This is a genomic window from Desulfovibrio desulfuricans, from assembly GCF_024460775.1.
Taxonomy (GTDB): Bacteria; Desulfobacterota; Desulfovibrionia; order Desulfovibrionales; family Desulfovibrionaceae; genus Desulfovibrio; species Desulfovibrio desulfuricans_E.
This window is the reverse complement of record NZ_JANFYZ010000001.1, coordinates 229,269-250,405: the sequence shown is the minus strand read 5'-3', so window position 1 is coordinate 250,405 and position 21,137 is coordinate 229,269. Positions and strand designations below refer to the sequence as shown.

The following is a 21,137-nucleotide window of genomic DNA, read 5'->3' as shown; positions in this document are numbered from 1 at the left end:
CATGCCCATCTACGAGTATTCTTGCCAGAAATGCGGTCGGGATTTTGAAGAACTGGTGTTTGACGAAACCCCGCCCACTTGCCCGTATTGCGGCTCCAACGATACCCAGAAGCTCATGTCCTGCTGCGCCCGGCGCAAAAACGGCGCAGAAGGCGGCGATTACGCTGCTTCAACTGGCGGTGGCGGCGGCTGCGCCGGATGTTCTGGCGGCAACTGCGCGAGCTGCGGACATTAGGCGGCAGGCATGCGTAAATCCTTAGTTATCGCTACCCGTGGCAGTCAGTTGGCCCTCTGGCAGGCAGAACACGTCAAAAGCCGTTTGCAGTCGCTTGACCCGGAACTGGCCGTTGATCTTGTCATCATCAAGACCAAGGGCGACATCATTCAGGATGTTCCCCTGGCCCAGGTGGGCGGCAAGGGCCTTTTTGTAAAAGAAATTGAAGAAGCCCTGCTTGATAACCGGGCCGACCTTGCCGTGCACAGCATCAAGGACGTGCCCATGGAATTGCCCGACGGGCTCATACTGGGTTGCATTCCCAAGCGCGAAGCGCCTACGGATTGCATGCTTTCGTGCAAGTATGCCGACCTTGCGGCCCTGCCCCAGGGCGCATGCGTTGGCACCAGCAGCCTGCGGCGTCAGGCCCAGTTGCTGGCCCTGCGCCCCGATCTGCGCATTGAAAGCCTGCGCGGCAATGTGGACACGCGCCTGCGCAAACTGCGTGAAGGCGTGTACGATGCCATTATTCTTGCATCCGCAGGCATGAACCGCCTGGGCTTGAGCGCGCCCTACATGCATGCTCTTGATCCGCAGACCTTTTTGCCCGCTGTGGGCCAGGGCGCCATCGGCATTGAATGCCGCGAAGACGATTACGATCTTTTTGCCCTGCTTGCAGAGATTGAAGACACCCCCACCCGCGTATGCGTAGAAGCCGAACGGGGCTTTCTTGCCGGGCTTGAGGGCGGGTGCCAGGTGCCCATTGCCGGGCATGCCCGCCTTGAGGATGACGAGACCTTCGTACTCGAAGGGCTGGTGGCAGAGGTTGATGGCAGCCAGATTCTGCGCGAGGCGCAGCGGGGCCATACCTCCAAGGCCCGCCAGATTGGGCTTGAGCTTGCTGAAACACTTCTTGCCAGAGGCGGCCGCGCCATTCTGGAAAAACTTTACCAACAATAACGATTCCCTATGCCAACTATCGCTCCCCTGCCCGCGTCCCGCCTGCACGCCACGTTAGATCCTGCCCGTATTCCCTGGGAAACGAGCAGGGACATCCCGCTGCCGCGCAACGGTCGCCAGAATCCATTCCAGCCCCGTGCCATGCAGGCGCTGGACCTTGCCCTGCAAATCAAAAATCAGGGCTACAACGTCTACCTGTCTGGCGAGGCCGATCTTGGCCGCAGCCACATGCTGCTGAGCTACCTTGGCCCTCAGGCCAAAAAGGCCCAGACGCCTGAAGATCTGGTATACGTGCATAATTTTGCCGATCCTGACCGGCCCTGCCTTTTTGCCCTGCCCACAGGCATGGGCAAGAAGTTAAAGCAGAACCTTAAGGAACTGATCGAGCATATCCGCGATGAGCTGCCGCGCCGTTTTGAGGCCAGCACCTACGTAAAGCGCCGCGCCAAGATTGTGGACAACTTCCAGAACGCGCGCATGGGCCTGCTGCGCAAGATGAATTCCGTTGCCGTAGACAAGGGATTCAACCTTGATATGGACGAAAGCGGCGGCCTGACCCTGTATCCGCTGGTGGAAGGCAAGCGCCTGAGCGAGGAAGAGTTCGACAGGCTGGACACAACCCTGCGCCTCAGCCTCAAAAGCCGGGGCGACAACCTCGTGCAGGCCATGTCGGGCTACATGCGGCAACTGAACAAGGCTGAAGAAAGCTTTCAGGACGACGAGCGCGGCCTGGAACGCGAAGCCATGACCCAGGTGCTGACCACCTTCTTCAACCCCATTGAGCAGCGCATGCTCAAGGCCTGCCCGGTCAAGGGGCTGGATGCCTACTTTACGGCCCTGCGCGAAGACATCCTTAAAAATACCGATGCCTTTCTGCAAAGGGACGGCGGCCCTCTGGGCGACCCGCACGGCGCGCCGGTGGAGGCTGTGCTCTACCGCTATGAGGTTAATCTGCTGGTGGACAACAGCGGCCTTGATGGCGCCCCCATCATTGTGGAAGACCACCCCACAGCCGTGAACCTGCTCGGCTGCGTGGAGCGCGAATCTGAAATGGGCGCGCTGGTCACGGATTTCACCCTTATCCGCGCGGGCAGCATCCACAAGGCCAACGGTGGTTTTCTGGTGCTGCATATTGAGGATCTTCTGCAACATCCCAATGCCTGGGAGGGCCTGTTGCGCGCCCTGCGCTCCAATATGGCCCGCATTGAAGATTCCGGCGAAGGCCCGGATACGCCCATCCGCACCAAGGGCATCAATCCCGAGCCTCTGCCCCTGAACCTCAAGGTTGTGCTGATCGGCGATGAAGAACTGTACGAAGGTCTGCTCGTCAATGACGACAGGTTCTCCAAGCTCTTCCGCATCAAGGCCCACATGGCCGACACCACAGAGCGCAATGCCGCCAATGTGCGCGCCTACCTCGGGCACATTGCCACCATCATCAAGGAAACAGAACTCCCCTGTTTTGACCGTACGGCTCTGGCGTGGCTCATCGACCTCGGGTCGCACATCTGCGAAGACCAGCGCCGCCTTTCTCTGCGTTTCCCCGAACTGCGAGAGCTGATGATCGAGGCTTCGGCCCTGACACGCATGCGCAAGCAGGATGTGGTCACCGCGCCAGTGCTGGAAGAAGCTCACGCTGCGCGCATCTACCGGGCCAATCTGGTAGAAGAAATCTATATGGAAGAATACGACCGCAACATGATCAAGGTGCAGACCTCGGGTCAGGCCATTGGTCAGGTTAACGGTCTTTCCGTCACGTGGCACGGCGACTTTGAATTCGGTCTGCCGCACAGGATTTCATGTACTGTGGGCGTGGGGCACGAGGGCATCATCGACCTTGAGCGCGAGGCCGAGCTGGGTGGCCCCATCCACACCAAGGCCATGATGATCCTGAAGAGCTACCTCACGGATCTTTTTGCGCGCAAAAAGCCCCTGGTGCTCTCCGGCTCGCTCTACTTTGAGCAGAGCTACGCAGGAATTGAGGGCGACAGCGCCTCTGGCGCGGAACTGGCCGCCCTGCTCTCGGCCCTTGCCGACGTGCCGGTGCGCCTTGATCTGGCTTTTACCGGGGCTGTGAGCCAGACGGGGCAGATCATGGCCGTTGGCGGCGTTACCCGCAAGATCGAGGGCTTTTATAATGTTTGCGCCAGCCAGGGCCTCACGGGCACGCAAGGGGTTATCATGCCCTTTGACAACGTGGATCACCTCATGCTCGCGCCCAATGTTATTGAAGCTGTAGAGAAAGGCCAGTTCTCCATTTACCCTGTGCGGCGCATAGAAGAAGCCCTCGCCCTCTTGACTGGTCTTTCAATCGGTCGCAGACTGAAACAGGGCGGCTTTACGAAAAACAGCCTGTACGACATGGTTGACCGCAGGCTGGAGCGTCTGGGCGATTACGCGCAGAATGCCTTTCGCCGCACCAGAAAATCCAAAGAGGGATAATGGGCGCTACCCGTGGCAGCGACATAATACCCACTGAGTATTTTCATATTGAAAGTTTGCCTTAAGGCGGCGCAAACTTGCCGCAAAGGCGCTTTGGGGTGCGGTTTTTTTACAAAAATCCGCGTTGGGCAGGCAAACAGTTTACTGCCTTTCTGCTCACGAGAACAAGCAATAACCTCACGCATACCTTGACTTTACGGGTTTTATGTGTAATGGGGTCAACGCAAGGAAAAACCTTATGCCTCACTCTAACCCAGCAAAAGCCGTGATGAACAAAAACAAGAAAGAAGCGTTGCTTCAGGCCGCCAAAGAACTTTTTGGCGAATGCGGGTATGTGGAAACCACATTCAAAAAAATATCCGACAAAGCAGGTGTTGCCCTAGGGTTGCTGACCCACCACTATGGCAACAAGGAAAAGCTGTTTCTTGCCTCGGGGCTTGATGTTCTGGAGCGCTTTCTCGTAAGACTGCGCGCAGCCACCGCCGAAGCCACCTGTGGTTACGATGGCGTCATGCGTTTTTGCAAGGCATACCTTGACTTTTCGATCGACAAGGATTCCAACTGGCTGGTACTTGTGCGCTGTTCGCCTTACAGCGACATGAAAACCAAGACCGACCGCGATATTATGGATTCCATGTTTTCGCAGGTACACAGCGAGCTTGAGCGCGTTATCGCCAAGGGCGTGGAAGACGGCAGCATTGTGAAGGTCGACAGCAAAAGCACCGCCCAGGTGATCATTTCCCTCATGGTCGGTTCCAACCGTACTCGGGTGCTGACCCCCTATGCGATGCCCACGCTGTACGAAGATGTTCTTGACTTCATTTCCCGCTCCATCAAGGCATAGAGCTTGTTTGCAACACACAGTCGGGCCGTCGGTCGTAAAGATCGGCGGCTTTTTTGCATCTTTTGTTGCCCTGTCGGCCTGAGCAGCAATGGAAAACATGAACGTTCTGCGCCCGGACCCGCATTTGCGCGGCAATCTTGTGCATGCTTGATGCTCCAGCAGAGCAATAGGGCTTGCCGAGCCACAGCGCTTTGAAGTAAATTCAAAATGTTCAGGGTGCATTATCGCGAGTGAACAGTCCTATCCGCTCCATTATTTTGTGCGGATTGCCGGGAGCTCTGGGCAGACATGCCGTGGCGCTCGTAGACTCAACCCTTATTGAGGAGACGGTTTTTATGCAAAGGCTTGCCAGCATACCCCTGTGCCTTTTTCTTGCTGCAGGATTGTTGATCTCGGGCTGCACCAGTAAGTATGGCGACCAGAAAACCAAGGTCAATTATTATCCGCAGTGCTATCAGCCTGTTAACCAGTTGCGGCAGGACGAAAACAGCACGGGTAAAAGCACTGCCGCTGGCGCGGTTGGCGGCGCTCTGCTTGGCGCGCTCATTGGCGGTCTTGCCACGGGCAAGGCCAGCGGCGCTGTGGCGGGCGCTGTGGCAGGCGGCGCTGCGGGCGCTGTGGCGGGCAACGTCTACGGCAAGTCCAAAGCTCAGGATCGCGATGCCGCATACCTGCACCAGTACAGCCAGCAGCTTGGCAGCGAGGCTGCCAGCATGAACCGCTCCACCGCAGCAGCCAAGGTTGCGGCCAAGTGCTATGACGAACAGTTCAAGCTTGCCGCCGGGCAGTTCAAGGCCGGGCAGATCACGCGCATGGAATTTCAGGACAGATATAATGAAATCCGCAGCGGCCTTGAAGAAACCTCGTTTATCCTGAATGATACCGCCACCACCATGGCCAAGAAGGACAGCGAATATCAGCAGGCTCTGGCCGAACCGTACACTTCTGCGCAGCCCACCACTGCGGCGGCTTCGTCTTCCAGCTCTGGCGCTACCAAGTTCAAAAAGGGCGCTGCTGCTCAGCCCAAGAGCACCCCTGCGGCCAGCGCTTCGCGTACGCCGGAACAGAACAATGTTGCCGCGCAGGCCGCGGAGTGGAAATCTTCGCGCGAAGATCTTGAAAACACGCGCCGCGATGTGAACGCGCGCATGTCCAGCTACGAAGAAACCGTCAATAACCTGCTGGGATAACTATGCTGCCGCGCAGCCGCTACTCCAGTGGCGGTTGCGCGGCTTTTTTACTGCGCCGCAAATACCGCGCGGAGCCATAGATGAACGAAAGCCAACACCCTGTACCGCCTGAAACACCGCCAAGCGCCGCTCCTGCCGAAGGTGCCGCGCCTGCTGGAACGGTTGTCCTGCCCTGGTATCGCCGCCCTCTTTTCTGGGGCGTGTTGCTGTTTCTGGGGCTTTTGCTGCTGGCCGCATGGCTGTTCTGGAAAGAATGGCAGCAGGCCGAGGCTTCCAAGGCTGCTGTTGCCGCGCAGACAGAGCAGTGGCGCGAGCACAACGCGGCGCTTGAAACATTCATGCAGCAATTGCGCGCCCTGCTTGCCAAGGAGCCTTGCGAAGTAAAGCAGGGGCTTGGACTCATCACCCCGCCTGCGGGTGTCATGTGGCCTCCTTTGGGTTCAGGCTCTGGCGCTGCGAGTCCCAATTCTGCCCGCGCGGATGCAGCCACCCTGCCGCCCACGGCAGACGCCAAAACGCAGGTGCCGCCCACTCCCATGCAGCAGCAGACGCCCAAAAATGTTTCCGAGCTGATGGAACAGGGCACAGTGCTTGTGCTTGCCATGCGGGAAGAAGGCCTTTCCATGGGGTCCGGCTTTTTTGTGGCCCCGGGCTACGTGGTTACGAATGCCCATGTGGTTGGTAACGCTACGCAGGCGGTCGTTGTGAACAAAGCCCTGGGCAGACCTTTTGAGGCAACCGTGCGTCAGGTAACCCACGACAACGGGCAGGATTTTGCCGTGCTTGGCGTTAACGGCGCATCGGGTGTTATGCCGCTCAAGTTCGCATCGGGCGTAAGCCGTACCGAGCGCGTGAGCGCCTGGGGCTTCCCCGGCGCCGTCACTACTGACGATCCCAAATTTGCGGCCCTGCTCAAGGGCGATGAAGCCGCAGCACCCGAAGTGGTGTACACTGAGGGCGTTGTGAGCGTTATCCTTGAGCGCAAGCCGCCGCTTATTGTGCACACGGCCACAGTTTCGCAGGGCAACAGCGGCGGGCCGCTGGTCAACGACAAGGGCGATGTGGTGGGCATCAACACCTTTATCAAATTGGACGATGCCTCCTACAGACAATCCAGCCTCGCCATTGTCAGCACAAGCCTGGCAGCGTTTTTACGCTCGGCGGGCGTTCCCGTCACCATGGCCCAGAGCAGTGAATCCGCCGGAGGCAAGCCATGAGTACCCGCATTGCGGTCAGTCTGCGCGGTCAGATGCGCGCGCTTGCCAGCCAGGGCATATTTGCCACCGACTGCTATGAACAGTTGAAATCCATCCTGCTGCAAAAGCTCGGGCCGGAGCATGCCGCCCTGCTCGCCGAGCCGCAGCACAATGCCGAGGGCAACAGCGTTGACTGGTATGCCGAAGGCAACGGCCCGGCGGTTCCTCTTGCGGAACTTTCGGAGCAGGATGCGCAGGCCCTGCGCGCCCGTGCGGGCACGTTGGCCTCTGATATTGCCGGATTGTCCAGCGACCTCACTGCAGACGCGCAGGCGCGGCAGGCCCTTTCGGGCCAGTTGCTGCGGCTTGCCCTGCAACACCCGGCAGACGAAGACATATGGTCTGTGGATGGCCGCCCTGTTCTTATCAACTGGGGTTTTGCCCCCGGTAGCGTTGGCGCGCAACCGCAGGATCTCACCCGTCTTGGCGGCGTGCTGCCGCCTCCCCAGCCGCCTGCGCCTGTAGCTGCTGTACCTGTGGCTGTGCCGCCGCGCAGCGGGTGCCTGCCATGGCTGCTGCCGCTCCTGCTCTTGCTGCTCCTGCTCTGGCTTTTGGGCGCGGCGCTGGGGCTTTTGCCTTCTCCTCTGCCTTCGGGCTGCATGCCCGTTGACCGCAGCGCTCTGGAGGCCGAAAAGCAGAAGGCCGCCGCCAACGAAGATCAGCTTGCCCTCCTGTGGCGTCAGTTGCAGGAGCGCGCGGCCCTGTGCAAGCCTGTTGCGCCGCCGGTAACGCCCCCCAAGGTTGAGGAAAAGAAGGAAGAACCCAAGCCCGATCCGGAAGTGGTGGAACCCTTCCTTGGCGAAACGCCCGTGGAGCCGCCCAAGGTGGCGGAAGCTCCCAAGCCCAAGCCGAAGCCTGAACCCAAACAGGAACCCAAGCCCCTGCCCAAGGAAGAACCCAAACCGCAGGAGCCGCCCAAGCCCGCGCCCAAGAAGAATGACAACCTTGCCATTCCTGAAGATGCGGCCAAAAAGAACGATCTGAGCTTCCTTGAAGGCTGCTGGACAAGCGAAACCGGCCTGTATTCGCACCCCTCCAACGAGCCGATCATTGCAGAATACTGCTTTGACAAGAGCGGCAAGGGACGCCGCCTTGTGCGCGAGCGTAATGGCCAGGTGTGCAGTGGTTCGGCTTCGGCGCGCTTTCAGGGCAACCAGTTGCAGTTTGATTCCAGTCAGGCCCGTTGCCCGCGTGGCGGCACCTATGTTCCGCAAAAGGTTGAATGTACCGGACAGGAAAACACCACCCAGTGCAAGGGCAGAGAGCTTGGCGGGGCCAATCTCAAGTGGGATGCCCGTTTTAAAAGGAAATAATGATGGATGTCATACCCCGTTACCTTTCGCCGGTCAGCATTATTCCCGGCGGCTGCCCGCAGTTTCTTGATTTCTCCATACCCGAAGATGCCGTCAAAAGACTGCGGCGGTATTTTCGCGAAGAAAAAAAGAAAGAATCCGACGAGCAGACGCGCTACACCCACTATCTGCGCTGCCTGACAGAAACGGAAAACGGCTTTATCGACCAGTTGAGCGGCCTGCCCTGCGATGAGGACTACAGCATTGAGGCCCGCCGCGCGCTGGATGCCTGGGAAGGGCACTGGCTGCCCATTCCCTTTTTGCGCACGCTCGACCAGCCCTGGCCGGACGGCGGCAAGCGCTTTGAATGCGGCCCTTCCAACTGGGCGCGGGCGCGGGTTATGCGGTCAGAAAGGCACCCCGGCCAGCTCCGCGTGGTGCTCATGTTTGACACCAATGTGGAAAACCGCCCCGCTCAGGGCGAACAGTACCATGCCCTTTCGCCTCAGGATGTGACGGCCCACGGGCATTTCATGCTGGCCCACCTTGTGCGCGACAATTCGTGGTTTCTCAACGCGGCCTGGGTGGATGAATGGCTCAACGGCCTCTATGATGCGTGGAAGCAGTCGCAGCACAGAGGGCGCGGTGCATGGCACGATGGCTACCCCTACGTGCTGGAGCATCTGGCCTCCTACCTCACATGGCTTGACGTGGTGCGCCTTGCGCTCAACGATCTGGCGGCTCAGGTCATCAATCCCGACCGCGACACTCCTGTGGATGTGGATCTTGTGCTGGATATCGGCAATTCGCGCACCACGGGCATTCTGGTGGAAACCCTGCCCCAGCGCATCACCAATCTCAACGACAGTTACCTGCTTGAACTGCGCGATCTGAGCCAGCCGGAACACATCTATTCCGACCCCTTTGAAACGCGTGTGGAATTTGTGGATGCGGCCTTTGGCAACGATGCGCTTTCGCGCCGTTCGGGCCGCCAGACTCCGGCCTTTGCCTGGCCTTCTGCCGTGCGCATCGGGCCGGAAGCCGCCCGCCTTGCCACGCAGGCCGTGTGCGCAGAGGGCACGACAGGCATGTCCAGCCCCAAGCGCTACCTGTGGGACGAACGCCCCTGGCAGCAGAGCTGGCGCTACAACACTGGCGGCAAGTCAGAACCCATGGTCAGCCGTGGGTTGTTTCCACGCCAGTTGAACCCGCAGGGCACGCCGCTTTCGTGCTTTGACGACCCCATGTTCAAAAAGAGTCCCGCCCTGCAAAAGCAGCAGCCGGAGCCGATTTTTGAATCGCTGTTTACGCGTTCGTCGCTCATGCTCTTCATGCTGGGCGAAATCCTGACTCAGGCCCTTGTAACCATCAATTCGCCTGCCACGCGCGCCCGCCGTGAACTGCCCAACCTGCCACGCAGACTCAGAAGGCTCATTTTTACGGTGCCTACGGCCATGCCCGTTGCGGAAAAACGTATTTTCCGCCGCTGGGTCACGTGGGCCGTGCGCGTGGTGTGGGACGCCCTTGGCTGGAGCCAGTGGTACGCCCCCCGGCTACAGACCCGCAGCCTCACGGGCGATTACCGCCAAAGCCCGCAGGTGCGCTGCGACTGGGACGAAGCCAGTTGCTCGCAGCTTGTGCTGCTCTACAACGAGCTTGCGGTCAAGCAGCACGGAGATGCGCACCATCTGTTCCGCCTCATGGGCAAGCCGCGCGAGGCCTGCGCCAACCATCCGTGCATCCGCATGGCTTCCATTGATATTGGCGGCGGCACAACCGACCTTTCCATCACCACCTTCGAACTTGCCAGCGGCGAGGGCGACACCGCGCGCATCAAGCCGCATACGGAATTCAGGGACGGCTTCAACATTGCGGGCGATGAAGTGCTTCGCGAGGTTGTGGCCAACCATGTGATCCCGGCCATTGGTCAGGCGCTGGCGCGCGAAGGCCTTGCAGAACCGAGGTCGCTTCTGGGGCAGCTTTTTGGGCGCGACTCCATCGGTATGTCGCAGGAAGACCGCAATACAAGGGTGCGGCTGGTGCGGCAGATTGCCGTGCCCGTTGCCCTGGGGCTGCTGGCAACCTGCGAAAATCCCGACCTGCGCGGCAGCGTCTTTAACTGTACACTGGGCGACTTTTTTGAGCCTGACCCGGTGGGCAGTGGCGAAACGGCTGATGCTGCGGCAGACACGGCGGCGGACGCCGCACCATCTGCGGCAAAGCCCGCAGCGGATTCGCCCCGCTTCAGCCCGGCAGCACTCGCGCCACGGCCTCAGCCTGCAACACTGCGGGATGTTAAGGCAATGGTGCGGCGCTCCGCATCCTTCATCCAGAACTTTAACATTCTTGATGTGCCCATCAGCGTCAATCAGGCCGCTGTGGAAGAAACCATCCGCAGCACGCTTGGCTCAACGCTTTCCGCCCTGTGCGAAGTGGTGCACATGTACGATTGCGATGTGCTGCTGCTCACCGGGCGGCCCAGTTCGTGGAACGGCGTTATCGCCACAGTGCTTGCCAAACTGCCCGTACCGCCAGACAGGATCATTCCCATGCGGCGCTATCATGCTGGCTCGTGGTATCCCTTTGCCGATGCGCAGGGCCGCATTACCGACCCCAAAACCACGGTTGTGGTGGGGGCCATCCTCTGTGCGCTGGCCGATGGGCATCTGGAAGGCTTTTCCTTTGATTCCGGCGCGCTCAAGCTTACGTCCACCGCGCGCTATATTGGCGAGATGGACATAAACAGCCAGCTCAAGCGTCCCAAGGTCTGGTTTACCGTGGATGTGGACAGCAAGGACGGTACGGACAAAACCCGCGCCGTGGCCTTCAGCGGGCCGCTTTCCATAGGCTACAGACAACTGGATGCCGAGCGCTGGCCCACCACCCGCTACCATCTGCTGACCTTTGCCACGGAGGAAGCCCGCTCCCGCGCTTCGGGCCGTCTGCCCTACCGGGTTGAGGTCAGCCTGAGCGTTGCCGATGCTCTGGATGAAGAAGATATCCGCAGCGAGACGGACAAGGATCGCCGCAGCGAGGGCGAGTTCCGCATTGATTCCATCGTGGATTGCCAGGAGCGCAGCGTTGACCGCCGCGATCTTGAAATCCGCCTGCAAACCCTGAAACTGGACGAAGGCTACTGGCTGGATACGGGCATTGTCACCGACGCCGGATAATTGAGGATGGTTATGCAGCAGCAGGATATGGATTTAGCGCGGCACTGCCGCGAACTGGCGGAAACTTCGCGTTCCGCAGGGGCATGGCTTCAGGACAATGCCGAGCTTGTGGGCAACGAGCGCGCAGCCCTGCAAAAGGATCTGCGCCATGCGGCCCGCTTTTTCGGCAAGTGCGAGCAGGCGGCCCGCCGCAAGATGTGCGTGGGTGTGTTTGGCCCCAGCCAGTCGGGCAAGTCCTACCTTATTTCGGCTCTTGCCAGCGATGCGGACAAGGTGCTTCTGGCCGATTTTTGCGGTCAGACCTTCAATTTCATCAAGGATATCAACCCCGAGGGCGGCAAGGAATCCACGGGGCTGGTTACGCGCTTTACCACTACGCCGCCCGAGGGTGTTACCGAGGCCTACCCCATCCGCCTGCGTCTGCTTTCAGAAACTGACGTGGCCCGCGTGCTCGCCAATACGTACTATGCGGACTGCGACCACAAGGACGCCCCCAATGCCGAGGCCCTCGCCAAGGAGCTGGAGAGCCTCCAGGGCCGCGCCCAGTCTGCGCCCGTACCCGGCGGCATGAGCGTGGACGATGTGGAAGAGCTGCGCGATTATGTGAACAAAAACTTCATTTCGCGCCCCAGAGTGCAGATGCTCCAGAACGGCTACTGGGTGCGGGCCATGGAACTGGCCCCCCGTCTGGAGCTGGAAGACCGTGCCCGCCTTGTGGGCCTGATCTGGGACAGCGTGCCGGAATTTCAGGCAGTGTATATTCAGCTTGGCGCGGCCCTGCGTCAGCTTGGCAACGCTGCCGAAGCATGCTGCGCCATTGACGCGCTCATCCCCCGCAGCAACAGCATTATTGACGTGGCGCGGTTGCAGGGCCTTAACGAGCCGCCCACAGACATGCTGACCCTTGTGGGCGCGGAGGGCCGCAAGGCTGACCTGCCGCGCGCGCTGGTGACGGCCCTCACGGCAGAAATCACCATTTACATGCGTGAAAAGCCCGATGATTTCTTTGACCACACCGACCTGCTGGACTTTCCCGGCTACCGCGCGCGCTACAAATTCAGCGATCTGCGCACCGCGCTGGACAGTCGCAAGGACATGCTCAAGGAACTCTTTTTGCGCGGCAAGGTGGCCTATCTTTTTGAGCGCTACCGCGAGGAAAAAGAGCTCACCAGCATGCTGCTCTGCATCGGACCCAGCACCCAGGAAGTGCAGGATCTGCCGCAGGCCGTGTATGAATGGATATGCTCCACCCACGGCGAAACGCCTGAAATGCGCGCCAGCAAAGCGCCAGCGCTCTTTTTTGTGCTCACCAAGATGGACATGGAGTTTGAAAAAAAGGCCGGATCGCCCTCTGTGGAAACCCGCTGGACAACCCGGCTGGAATCTTCGCTGGTGAACTTTTTTGGTCAGGTACACGACTGGCCGCAAAACTGGGACGGCACGCACCCCTTCAACAATGTCTTTTTGCTGCGCAATCCCAACTTTTTGTGCGAAGCCATTTTCGATTACGCCGACAGGCGCGAAACCGGCATCCGGCAGGAACAGCAGGCCTTTGTGGAAGAAGTGCGCCAGTCCTTCATGCAATCGCCACTGGTGCAGAAGCATGTGGCTGACCCGGAACGGGCCTGGCAGGCAGCCATGACGCTCAACGACGGCGGCGTGGGCCTGCTGCGCCAGAGCCTGCGGCCCCTGTGCAACCCCGAACTCAAGCGGCAGCAGATCAGCGGCAGCCTTGCCGAAAAATGCGAACGCCTGCGCACCGGGCTTGCGCCCTTCTACCGCACGGACGACAGGGAAGAACTGCGCAGACAAAAGGAGCAGCTCTCGCGCCTGCTGGTCTCGCAGATGGCCAAGGTTGCGGAAAGGCAGCTCTTTGGCGAGTTTTTGCGCCGCCTTCAGGTACGCGACTTTGACCTCTACGAAATCTGCCTCAACGCCCGCCAAAGCCCGGATGAAGGCCAGGCCGCCGCGCCAGCTCAGGTTGTGGGTGCGCGTGTTTCCGCCAACGACATTTTGGGCGACATCTTTGGCGACGACGCTCCCGTGTCCGCGCCAGCGGCAGACGCCGCCGATGCGGAAGCAAAGGACAGCGCCCAGGTCTTTGCCGGAATGGTCATGGACCACTGGACAGGGCGGCTGCGTGACCTCTGCAACGATGTGGAAGTGAGAGGCCAGCTTGGCCTGCCAGCCAAGGAACTTGACCAGTTCTGCCATGAGCTTGTGCAGGCCGCAGCGCGCTGCAAGCTGCGCGAAAATCTGGAGGCTGAGCTGCGCCGTTCTTCGGCATTCAGCAATATGGCCCGCGAGCGCCTCGTGTGGAAGCAGGTGAGCCTTGCTGCGGACGCCATCAACGCCTTTGTGGACTGGTGGGGCTTTGACCCACGCTTCAAGGATCAGACGCGGCGCACCGTTGTTTTTGGCGGCAAAAGCGTGCCCCTGTTTAACCCACCGCAGGAAATCAAGGGAGAACCCCGCATCGGCGAGGAAGAATCGCCCTATGACCGCCTGTGGTATACTGACTGGCTGCGCGCCATGGCCTATAGCGTTATGGCCAATGTGGATTTTGACGGCCAGCAGAGCGTCAACCCTGAACAGAACAACCGCCTGCGCGAACTTTTGCAGGCCTTCAAAGGATAAATCATGCGCGCCAGCATTTCAGCCGATACCGGGCGCGGCCCCGGCAACGGCATCATCGAGATTTTTGACGCAGGTGATGTGAGCGAGCCCGGCTTTACCCTGCTGCGGGCATCTGACGGCAAATGCCTTGGCCCCCGTGGCTGGCAGGAAAGCGAAACCCTGCTCACCCCCGATGCCTGGGACAATGACGGCGGCAGCCTGCGGCTGGCCGTTGGCCCTGCGGTGGTGGACGAGGTGGACAACCTCGATGCCTACCGTATCAGCCTGCGCGGCGTGGGCAGTTGCGCTCTTGCCGTAAAATCGCTCGTATATTCCAACATTGCGGGCGGGCATGGCATGGGCGCTGGCGCTCCGCAAACTCCCCCGCCTGTCGCGCCGCCCGCTCCCGAACCGGAGCCGGAACCAGTGCTGGAATCGCCGGAGCCGCCTCTGGCTTTTGAGGAGCCGCAAGCGCCCCAGCAGCAGGAAGCTCCGCTTGAAATGGCAAGCAAGGAAGAAGGCAAATCCGGCGGCAAGGCCGGGCTTGTGCTCCTGCTCGTGCTTGCAGCCATTGCTGCAGGCGTTGCCGCGTGGTGGTTCCTGCTGCGCGAGCCGGAAAAAGCCCCCCTGCCCACGCCCCCTGAGCAGACGCAGAATGCGGACAAGCCCCAAAGCGCTGATCAGGCCCAGCCCAAGCCCGGAGACGCCGGGCAGCAAGGGGCGGATGCCGCCAAGCAGCCGCTTTCTCCCCTGGCCTCGGCGCGCGAACAGTTGCGCGGGCAGGCACTGCCCGACGTGAGCCTTGCCATGGCAAAGCCTTTGCGCAAGGCCGACGCCAAGCCGGAAGAAAGCGACGCCGCATTTTTGCTGCTGGAAGACGCCGCGCAGAAAGGCGATGCCGAAGCCATGTTCCTTGTGGGTCAGTTTTACGACCCCGCCAGCACCCTGCCGCGCGGCAGCATCCCCGCCGACCTCACGCAGGCCAAGCGCTGGTACGATCAGGCCCTGCAAAAGGGCCAGCCTCAGGCCAAGGCGGCACTGGATACGCTGAAAGAACACGCCCGCGCTCTTGAGGCCAAGGGTGATGCCGAGGCGCGCTCCCTGCTGCAAAACTGGCAATAAACGCGGCCCCGAGCAGTTTGACCTGGAATTGCTGTATTCCGCGAGGAGTTCACTATGCACTGCATGCCCCTGTTTCGCCGTTGCTGCCTTGTAGCCCTGCTGGTGCTGGGCCTTGGCGTCTGCCTTGCTGGCACTGTTTCCACCGCTTTTGCCGCGCCCCTGTTGCAGCAGGGCAAAAAAACGCTGTTCCAGCGGGTGGTCAGCCATCCCGGAGCGGCCCTGCTGGCCGAGCCAAAGGCCGATGGCGCAGTGGTGCGCAAAAGCGTGGTGCCCTTTACGGTTATGTACGTCTATGACCGCAAGGATGCGTACATTCAGGTTGGCGCTTCCACCGCGCAGCCCGAGGGCTGGATGGAAGCCGCCAAGGCTACGGACTGGAACCAGTCGCTCACCCTGCTGTTCACGCCCCGCACCGGGCGTGATCCTGTGCTGTTTTTCAAGACGGAAACCGGGCTGAACGAACTGTGCGCCGCGCCAGACATGGAAAAAAGGCTCGATGCCCTTGAAGCGCAGGCAGCAAGCCTGCGGCAGAGCAACCAGCCCGCGCCGGAAACCATGCCCATCCTTGCCAGTGAGCCGTCGGACGCGCAGGGCGCAGTGTCAGAAAAGCGCTTTTACCTCATGCCCATACTGGACATGAAAGACCCCTTTGACGGCGTCAAGTTTCTGCGGGTGGCCTCCATAGACCCCGGCAACGGCAAGAACAAGGACGGCAAGAACGGCCCGCCCAAGACCGGCATTGCCCTTGTCATCGACACCACCATTTCCATGAAGCCCTATATCGACCAGAGCCTGAACGTGGTTCGGCAGATATACGACAAGATTGAAAAAGACCACATGACAGACAACGTGGGCTTTGCCGTTGTGGCCTTTCGCAGCAGCACCAAGGCAACGCCCGGTCTGGAATACACCACCGAGGTTGTGAGCGATTTTGCCACGGCAAAAGACCGCAAAAGCCTTGAAGACAAGCTCTCAAAAGTGCAGGAAGCCAAGGTTTCCAGCCACGATTTCAACGAGGATTCGCTGGCTGGCGTGTACAAGGCCGTTGAAGGCCTGAACTGGGGCGACTATTCCTCGCGCCTTATCCTGCTGATCACCGATGCAGGCCCGCTCAAGAGCGGCGACAAGTTCGCCTCAGTGGCCATGGGCCCGAGCGAAGTCAACGACTTTGCCCGGCAAAAGGGCATCTGGATTACCGCCCTGCACCTCAAAAGCCCCGGCGGCAACGCCAACCACGCCTATGCGGAGCAGAGCTACCGTGCGCTGAGCAAGCTTTCGGGCAACCGCTCCAACTATCTGGTTGTGTCTGCACCCACGCCCGCCAAGGGCGCGGAGCAGTTTGCCGCCATCACCAAGACCCTCGCCACCGGCATGCTCGATATGGTCAAGAACACCGCCGAAGGCAAGATCATGACCAAACCCAAGGACGAGAAGCCGCAGACTGCCTCTGCGGAAGATCAGGCCGCCAATCTGGCAGCGACCCTCGGCTATGCCATGCAGCTTGAATACCTTGGCAAGGCGCGTGAAAATGCCGCGCCGTCCGTGGTAAATTCCTGGATTGCAGACATGGATCTGAACCAGCTTGCCAAAAGCAGGCAGACACCCTGCGTTGACGTGGCCGTGCTGCTGACCAAGAACCAGCTCAACGACCTGAGCGCCCAGCTCAAGGCCATTATCGACAATGCCGAGCGCACAAAAAAGACTGACGCGCGCGACTTTTTCCAGGGTGTGCTTTCTGCCTCCACTCGCATGGCCCGCGACCCCAACATGCCCACGCAGGGCAAGAATCTGGCCGAGCTTGGCGTGCTTTCAGAATTTCTGGACGGCCTGCCCTACAAGAGCGACGTCATGCTGCTGCGCGAGGAAGACTGGTACCGCATGAGCGTGGGCGAGCAGACGGCCTTTATCAACCGCCTCAAATCCCGGCTTGCCCGCTATGAGGAATATGACCGCGACCGCGCCAACTGGGAAAGCTTCGGTCAGCCTAACCCCGGCGACTGGGTTTACCGTGTGCCGCTGAGCATGCTGCCCTAGGGCTGTTCACTATGTTTTTTTGTTCCCTGCCTGCGCCAGCTAGCCTTTTTATTCAGGTCGAGTACCAAGAAGCGTGCGCTTCCTTCATAAATAGGCCCCTTCCCTGGCAGGGAACAGGATTTTTCAAGATCTTGGCCCAAACGGGCGCGGCAGCGGGGCAGGAAACGGTCAACAGCACGAGCCTGCGGCCCGCGTAATGCTGGGAGTTTTAATGTCCGACATGGTTTTCAGCCTGCGTAATATTGGCAAAACCCGACCCGGTGACGAGGGCTTTCGCCTGCGCATAGAGCAGCTTGACGTGCCTCGCGGCAGTCTGCTGGCTCTGGTTGGCCCCAGCGGTTGCGGCAAAAGCACCGCGCTGGATATGCTGGCCTGCGCCCTCAGCCCGGATATGACGCCTGAGGGCTTTGCCCTGCCGCACAAACCCACCGGATCAGGGCAAGGCGACCTACCCCATCCCGCCAGTGCCGCCGCCAGTTTTGCGTTCAGCCCGCAGGCCGGGGCCTCCACGGATATTCTGGCCGCGTGGCGTAGCGGCGGCACCGACGCCCTGGCCCTGCTGCGCCTGCACCACCTTGGCTATGTGCTGCAAACAGGCGGTCTGCTGCCCTTCCTGAGCGCGCGCGAAAATATTGTGCTTCGCTGCAAGAGCCTTGGCACCCTTGCCAAGCGGCAGGAGGCCATCACAACCATTGTTGATCGGCTTGGCATTGGGCATTTACTGGGGCATTACCCGGCAACGCTCTCCGTAGGTGAACGCCAGCGGGTCGCCATAGCCTCGGCGCTGGCGCACGGGCCATCTGTCGTGCTGGCGGACGAACCCACAGCCGCGCTTGATCCCGGCCATGCGGCCAACGTGCTGCGGCTTTTTGCGGAGTTGGCGCGCCAGTTGAGCATCACTGTGGTCATGGTCACGCACAACCTTGAGCAGGCGCGTCAGGCTGGCTTTGTGCTCGCGCCGGTACGTGTGGAACAGGACAAGGGCGGTAGCGCGTCTATCCTCCACTGGACAGGGAGGGCGGCCTGATTATGACGGCGAATACCTGGACAACCATGCTGCGGCTGGCCTGCAAGGACTACTGGCACGAATTTTTGCTCTCGGCCTGCGCCGTGCTCGGGCTGGCAGCGGTGCTTACTCCCCTGCTGGTGCTCTACGGCGTAAAATTCGGCGTGGTGCAAACCCTCACCGAGCGCCTGCGCAACGATCCCCGCAATCTTGAAATTTCCCCCGTCATAAGCGGCAGATACACGCCAGAATATCTTGCCAAACTGGCAGCCCACCCGGATGTGGCCTTTGTGCTGCCGCGCACGCGCTCCATTGCCGCCACCATGGACCTGAGCGCGGGCAATGGCGATGCGCGTTCTGTGCTTGTGGCCTCGCTGGAGCCAACAGCCGAGGGCGATCCCCTGTTGCAGCGCTTTGGCGCTGCGGTGCCAAACATGCCGCAATCGCCAGACACAGAAGCCATTGGCGTAACCCTGTCTTCCTCAGCGGCGGAAAAGCTGCACCTCAAACAGGGCGACACCCTTAATGGAAAGGTTGAACGGCGCTTTCAGGGCAAGGTGCAGACTGCCCGCGTGGCCCTGCGTGTGGCGGCAGTGCTGCCTCTGGCGGCCCAACAGAAGGATGTGGCCTACGTGCCGCTGGCCCTCATGGAAGCCACGGAAGACTACCGCGATGGCCGCGCCGTGCCCGAACTGGGAGCGCAGAACGGCTGGACAGGCGAACCCCGCCCTCAGGGCGAGCGCCTCTACCCCGGATTCCGCCTGTACGCCCGCGGCCTTGACCATGTGATGCCACTGCGGGAGGCCTTTGCCGCCCAAAAGCTTGATGTGTACACCCATGCGGAAGAAATCGAGCAGGTCACAGCCCTTGCCCGCGCCCTCAACCTGATATTTGCCCTCATTTGTGCGGCAACGGCCATTGGCTTTCTGGCATCCACCGCCAGCAGCGTTCTGGCTGGCATCAAACGCAAGGAACGCGTCCTCGGCCTGCTGCGGCTTCACGGCTTCACCACTGGCAAGCTGATGCTGTTTCCGCTGGTGCAATCGTTGCTCACAGCCCTTGCGGGCACGGCGCTGGCTTCCGGCGTGTACGGGGTGGCGGCCTTTGCCATCAACAAACTTTTCAGCGCCAGCGTTACCGGCATGGAGCAGGTATGCCTTCTGCTGCCGGAGCATTTTGTGCTGGCCTTTGCCGCAGTTTCCGGGCTTGCCCTGCTGGCCGCCCTTGCCCCTGCCTTGCGGGCTGCCCGCGTTGAACCCTCGGAGGTTATCCGTGAAATCTGATCTGCGCATCCGCAATCTCGCGCCTATGCAGTGGTTTTTTGCCGCCGCCCTGTGCTGCGCTCTGCTCCTTGCCCCCTGCGCCTCGCAATCCGCTTTGGCTGCTCTGGCCCGCAAGGCCGATGTGAGCACGGCTGACGCCTATAATCCCAAACCGGCGGATAACGACATCATCCTGCCCATGCCATGCGGCCTGAGCATGGTTTTCAAGCTGGTGGCAGTGCCTGCCAAGGGCCTGCTGTGGGATATGCCCATGCGCCCCGGTGTGGACGACAGCGCCCATCAGGACAGGGCCTTTTACGACCGGCGCTACAACACCGCGCTTTCCGGCGCTTTTACGCTTGAAGACCTGCCCGCCGCGTGGCGCAAACAGGCTCCGCAGGGGCAGAACTACTTTTACCTTGTGGCAAAGTACGAAGTCAGCAACCTGCAATGGCATGCCGTGATGGACAATGCCTGCCCGGATACGGCAAATCCTGGCGCAGACGCGGCCCGTCCCGCTACGGACATGAGCTGGTACGATGCCGTGGACTTTACCCGCCGTTACACCACATGGCTTTTGCAGAACGCGCCAGATTCGCTGCCGCGCTTTGCAGGCGACCAGCGCAACGTGGGCTTTGTGCGCCTGCCCACAGAAACGGAATGGGAATACGCCGCGCGCGGCGGGCAGACTGCTGGCAGCCAGCTGCTGTTGCAGGAGGATTTTTTTGCCCTGCCCACAGGGGAGAACAAGGCTGACTACGCCGTTTACAGGCCGGAACAGGGTGCACGGGCAGAGGGCATGGCAAACATTGGCTCGCGCAAGCCCAACCCGCTTGGCATTTACGACACCGCTGGCAATGCGGCGGAAATGGTGCTGGATGCCTTTCGCTTTTCAATGGCTGGCCGTTTGCACGGCTCTGCTGGCGGCTTTGTGCGCAAGGGCGGCTCCTTCCTCTCCGGCGATGCGGAGATTCTGCCGGGCCGCAGGGAAGAAATGCCCTTCTTTCTCACAGACGGCCCCGCACACGCCCGCGATCTGGGCCTTCGCCCCGTAATATCGGGTATCAACACCCCCGGGGGCGGGCGTCCGCAGGAACTGACCGCAGAATGGAACAAGGCTGGCGAAAAACTGGCCCCGCTGGCGCAGGACGGTCAGACCGCCCGTAATCCTCTTGATGAACTCGACCGCCTGCTGGCAGCCGCGCCGGATGAGGCCTCCCGCAAGAATCTTCAGGATCTGCGAAATACAATCAAGGAAAACAATCTCATGCTGGAACGCCAGAAGCAGCTTGAAGCGCAATCGCTGCTGCGTACCGGCGTATATATGATCGAAACCATAAGAAATTACTCCAGCAGACGTAACAGTTTGAAAACGCAAATCGAAAGTATGGAGCGTGAAAAGGCTTCCGCCAAGGGTGCGGCCCTTGAAAAGCTCAAGCAGATATTGGATACTGCCAACAGGGGCCTTGTGATGCTTGATACGAGCATTGAAAAGTCCCTCACCTTTTACCGCAGCAAGGTAGAAGAAAGCGCGTTGCTTGCTCCAGAAGTTCTTGCCGCCGCAGATGCATCCCTTGCAAAGGATTTCAGCGGCAATGACCCCTTCAACGAGAACATGCATCGAAACCTTGAACTGTATCGGCTCCACGTGGACGCGGTGCGCAAAAACAAAACCGTTTCGCGCGAGGCCATGCAGAAAGCAATCCTTGAACGCCGTTTTCAGTAG

At 60.4% G+C, this 21,137-nt stretch carries 14 protein-coding genes; all 14 read left to right on the top strand.

What is annotated here, in order from left to right:
* The first annotated feature begins 1 nt into the window (after position 1).
* The 14 genes from NE637_RS00980 (at position 2) to NE637_RS00915 (ending at position 21,137) form a co-directional block, all read left to right on the top strand.
* The gene (locus NE637_RS00980) at positions 2–235 is read left to right on the top strand and encodes an FmdB family zinc ribbon protein (protein ID WP_227118335.1); all 234 of its coding nucleotides are present in this window, start codon (positions 2–4) and stop codon (positions 233–235) included.
* Positions 236–244: 9 nt separating this feature from the next.
* A complete protein-coding gene (gene hemC / locus NE637_RS00975) occupies positions 245–1,174 on the top strand; it encodes a hydroxymethylbilane synthase (RefSeq protein ID WP_227118334.1) in 930 nt (309 codons plus the stop codon).
* A 9-nt stretch (positions 1,175–1,183) separates the two neighbouring features.
* Entirely contained in the window at positions 1,184–3,616 is a 2,433-nt protein-coding gene (locus NE637_RS00970) for a Lon protease family protein (RefSeq protein WP_227118333.1), read from the top strand.
* A gap of 268 nt (positions 3,617–3,884) precedes the next feature.
* Positions 3,885–4,460, top strand: coding sequence for a TetR/AcrR family transcriptional regulator (locus NE637_RS00965; RefSeq protein WP_192112081.1), 576 nt, complete (start codon positions 3,885–3,887; stop codon positions 4,458–4,460).
* A 335-nt stretch (positions 4,461–4,795) separates the two neighbouring features.
* Positions 4,796–5,650: a YMGG-like glycine zipper-containing protein gene (locus NE637_RS00960; RefSeq protein ID WP_192112080.1), complete on the top strand. Its 855-nt coding sequence runs from the start codon at positions 4,796–4,798 to the stop codon at positions 5,648–5,650.
* An 80-nt stretch (positions 5,651–5,730) separates the two neighbouring features.
* On the top strand, positions 5,731–6,867 hold the full coding sequence (locus tag NE637_RS00955) for a S1C family serine protease (protein ID WP_227118332.1): 1,137 nt from the start codon (positions 5,731–5,733) through the stop codon (positions 6,865–6,867).
* Positions 6,864–8,219: an SrfA family protein gene (locus NE637_RS00950; RefSeq protein WP_227118331.1), complete on the top strand. Its 1,356-nt coding sequence runs from the start codon at positions 6,864–6,866 to the stop codon at positions 8,217–8,219. Before NE637_RS00955 ends, NE637_RS00950 begins: the two co-directional genes overlap by 4 nt.
* A 2-nt stretch (positions 8,220–8,221) precedes the next feature.
* A complete protein-coding gene (locus tag NE637_RS00945) occupies positions 8,222–11,371 on the top strand; it encodes a virulence factor SrfB (RefSeq protein ID WP_227123229.1) in 3,150 nt (1,049 codons plus the stop codon).
* Between the two features lie 27 nt (positions 11,372–11,398).
* A complete protein-coding gene (locus tag NE637_RS00940) occupies positions 11,399–14,008 on the top strand; it encodes a virulence factor SrfC family protein (RefSeq protein WP_227118329.1) in 2,610 nt (869 codons plus the stop codon).
* A 3-nt stretch (positions 14,009–14,011) separates the two neighbouring features.
* A complete protein-coding gene (locus NE637_RS00935) occupies positions 14,012–15,109 on the top strand; it encodes an SEL1-like repeat protein (RefSeq protein ID WP_227118328.1) in 1,098 nt (365 codons plus the stop codon).
* A 54-nt stretch (positions 15,110–15,163) separates the two neighbouring features.
* Positions 15,164–17,143, top strand: a complete 1,980-nt coding sequence (locus NE637_RS00930; RefSeq protein ID WP_227118327.1) for a vWA domain-containing protein — start codon at positions 15,164–15,166, stop codon at positions 17,141–17,143.
* 211 nt (positions 17,144–17,354) lie between these two features.
* Positions 17,355–18,170: an ABC transporter ATP-binding protein gene (locus NE637_RS00925; RefSeq protein ID WP_225529801.1), complete on the top strand. Its 816-nt coding sequence runs from the start codon at positions 17,355–17,357 to the stop codon at positions 18,168–18,170.
* Positions 18,171–18,172: 2 nt separating this feature from the next.
* The gene (locus NE637_RS00920) at positions 18,173–19,432 is read left to right on the top strand and encodes an ABC transporter permease (protein ID WP_227118326.1); all 1,260 of its coding nucleotides are present in this window, start codon (positions 18,173–18,175) and stop codon (positions 19,430–19,432) included.
* On the top strand, positions 19,422–21,137 hold the full coding sequence (locus NE637_RS00915) for an SUMF1/EgtB/PvdO family nonheme iron enzyme (protein ID WP_256267556.1): 1,716 nt from the start codon (positions 19,422–19,424) through the stop codon (positions 21,135–21,137). The genes NE637_RS00920 and NE637_RS00915 overlap by 11 nt, the downstream gene beginning before the upstream one ends.

What these genes read in the sequence shown, in the direction of transcription:
- NE637_RS00980 (WP_227118335.1), top strand. Translation starts at nt 2, where the DNA reads ATGCCCATCTACGAGTATTCTTGCCAGAAATGCGGTCGGGATTTTGAA.
- hemC (WP_227118334.1), top strand. Translation starts at nt 245, where the DNA reads ATGCGTAAATCCTTAGTTATCGCTACCCGTGGCAGTCAGTTGGCCCTC.
- NE637_RS00970 (WP_227118333.1), top strand. Translation starts at nt 1,184, where the DNA reads ATGCCAACTATCGCTCCCCTGCCCGCGTCCCGCCTGCACGCCACGTTA.
- NE637_RS00965 (WP_192112081.1), top strand. Translation starts at nt 3,885, where the DNA reads ATGAACAAAAACAAGAAAGAAGCGTTGCTTCAGGCCGCCAAAGAACTT.
- NE637_RS00960 (WP_192112080.1), top strand. Translation starts at nt 4,796, where the DNA reads ATGCAAAGGCTTGCCAGCATACCCCTGTGCCTTTTTCTTGCTGCAGGA.
- NE637_RS00955 (WP_227118332.1), top strand. Translation starts at nt 5,731, where the DNA reads ATGAACGAAAGCCAACACCCTGTACCGCCTGAAACACCGCCAAGCGCC.
- NE637_RS00950 (WP_227118331.1), top strand. Translation starts at nt 6,864, where the DNA reads ATGAGTACCCGCATTGCGGTCAGTCTGCGCGGTCAGATGCGCGCGCTT.
- NE637_RS00945 (WP_227123229.1), top strand. Translation starts at nt 8,222, where the DNA reads ATGGATGTCATACCCCGTTACCTTTCGCCGGTCAGCATTATTCCCGGC.
- NE637_RS00940 (WP_227118329.1), top strand. Translation starts at nt 11,399, where the DNA reads ATGGATTTAGCGCGGCACTGCCGCGAACTGGCGGAAACTTCGCGTTCC.
- NE637_RS00935 (WP_227118328.1), top strand. Translation starts at nt 14,012, where the DNA reads ATGCGCGCCAGCATTTCAGCCGATACCGGGCGCGGCCCCGGCAACGGC.
- NE637_RS00930 (WP_227118327.1), top strand. Translation starts at nt 15,164, where the DNA reads ATGCACTGCATGCCCCTGTTTCGCCGTTGCTGCCTTGTAGCCCTGCTG.
- NE637_RS00925 (WP_225529801.1), top strand. Translation starts at nt 17,355, where the DNA reads ATGTCCGACATGGTTTTCAGCCTGCGTAATATTGGCAAAACCCGACCC.
- NE637_RS00920 (WP_227118326.1), top strand. Translation starts at nt 18,173, where the DNA reads ATGACGGCGAATACCTGGACAACCATGCTGCGGCTGGCCTGCAAGGAC.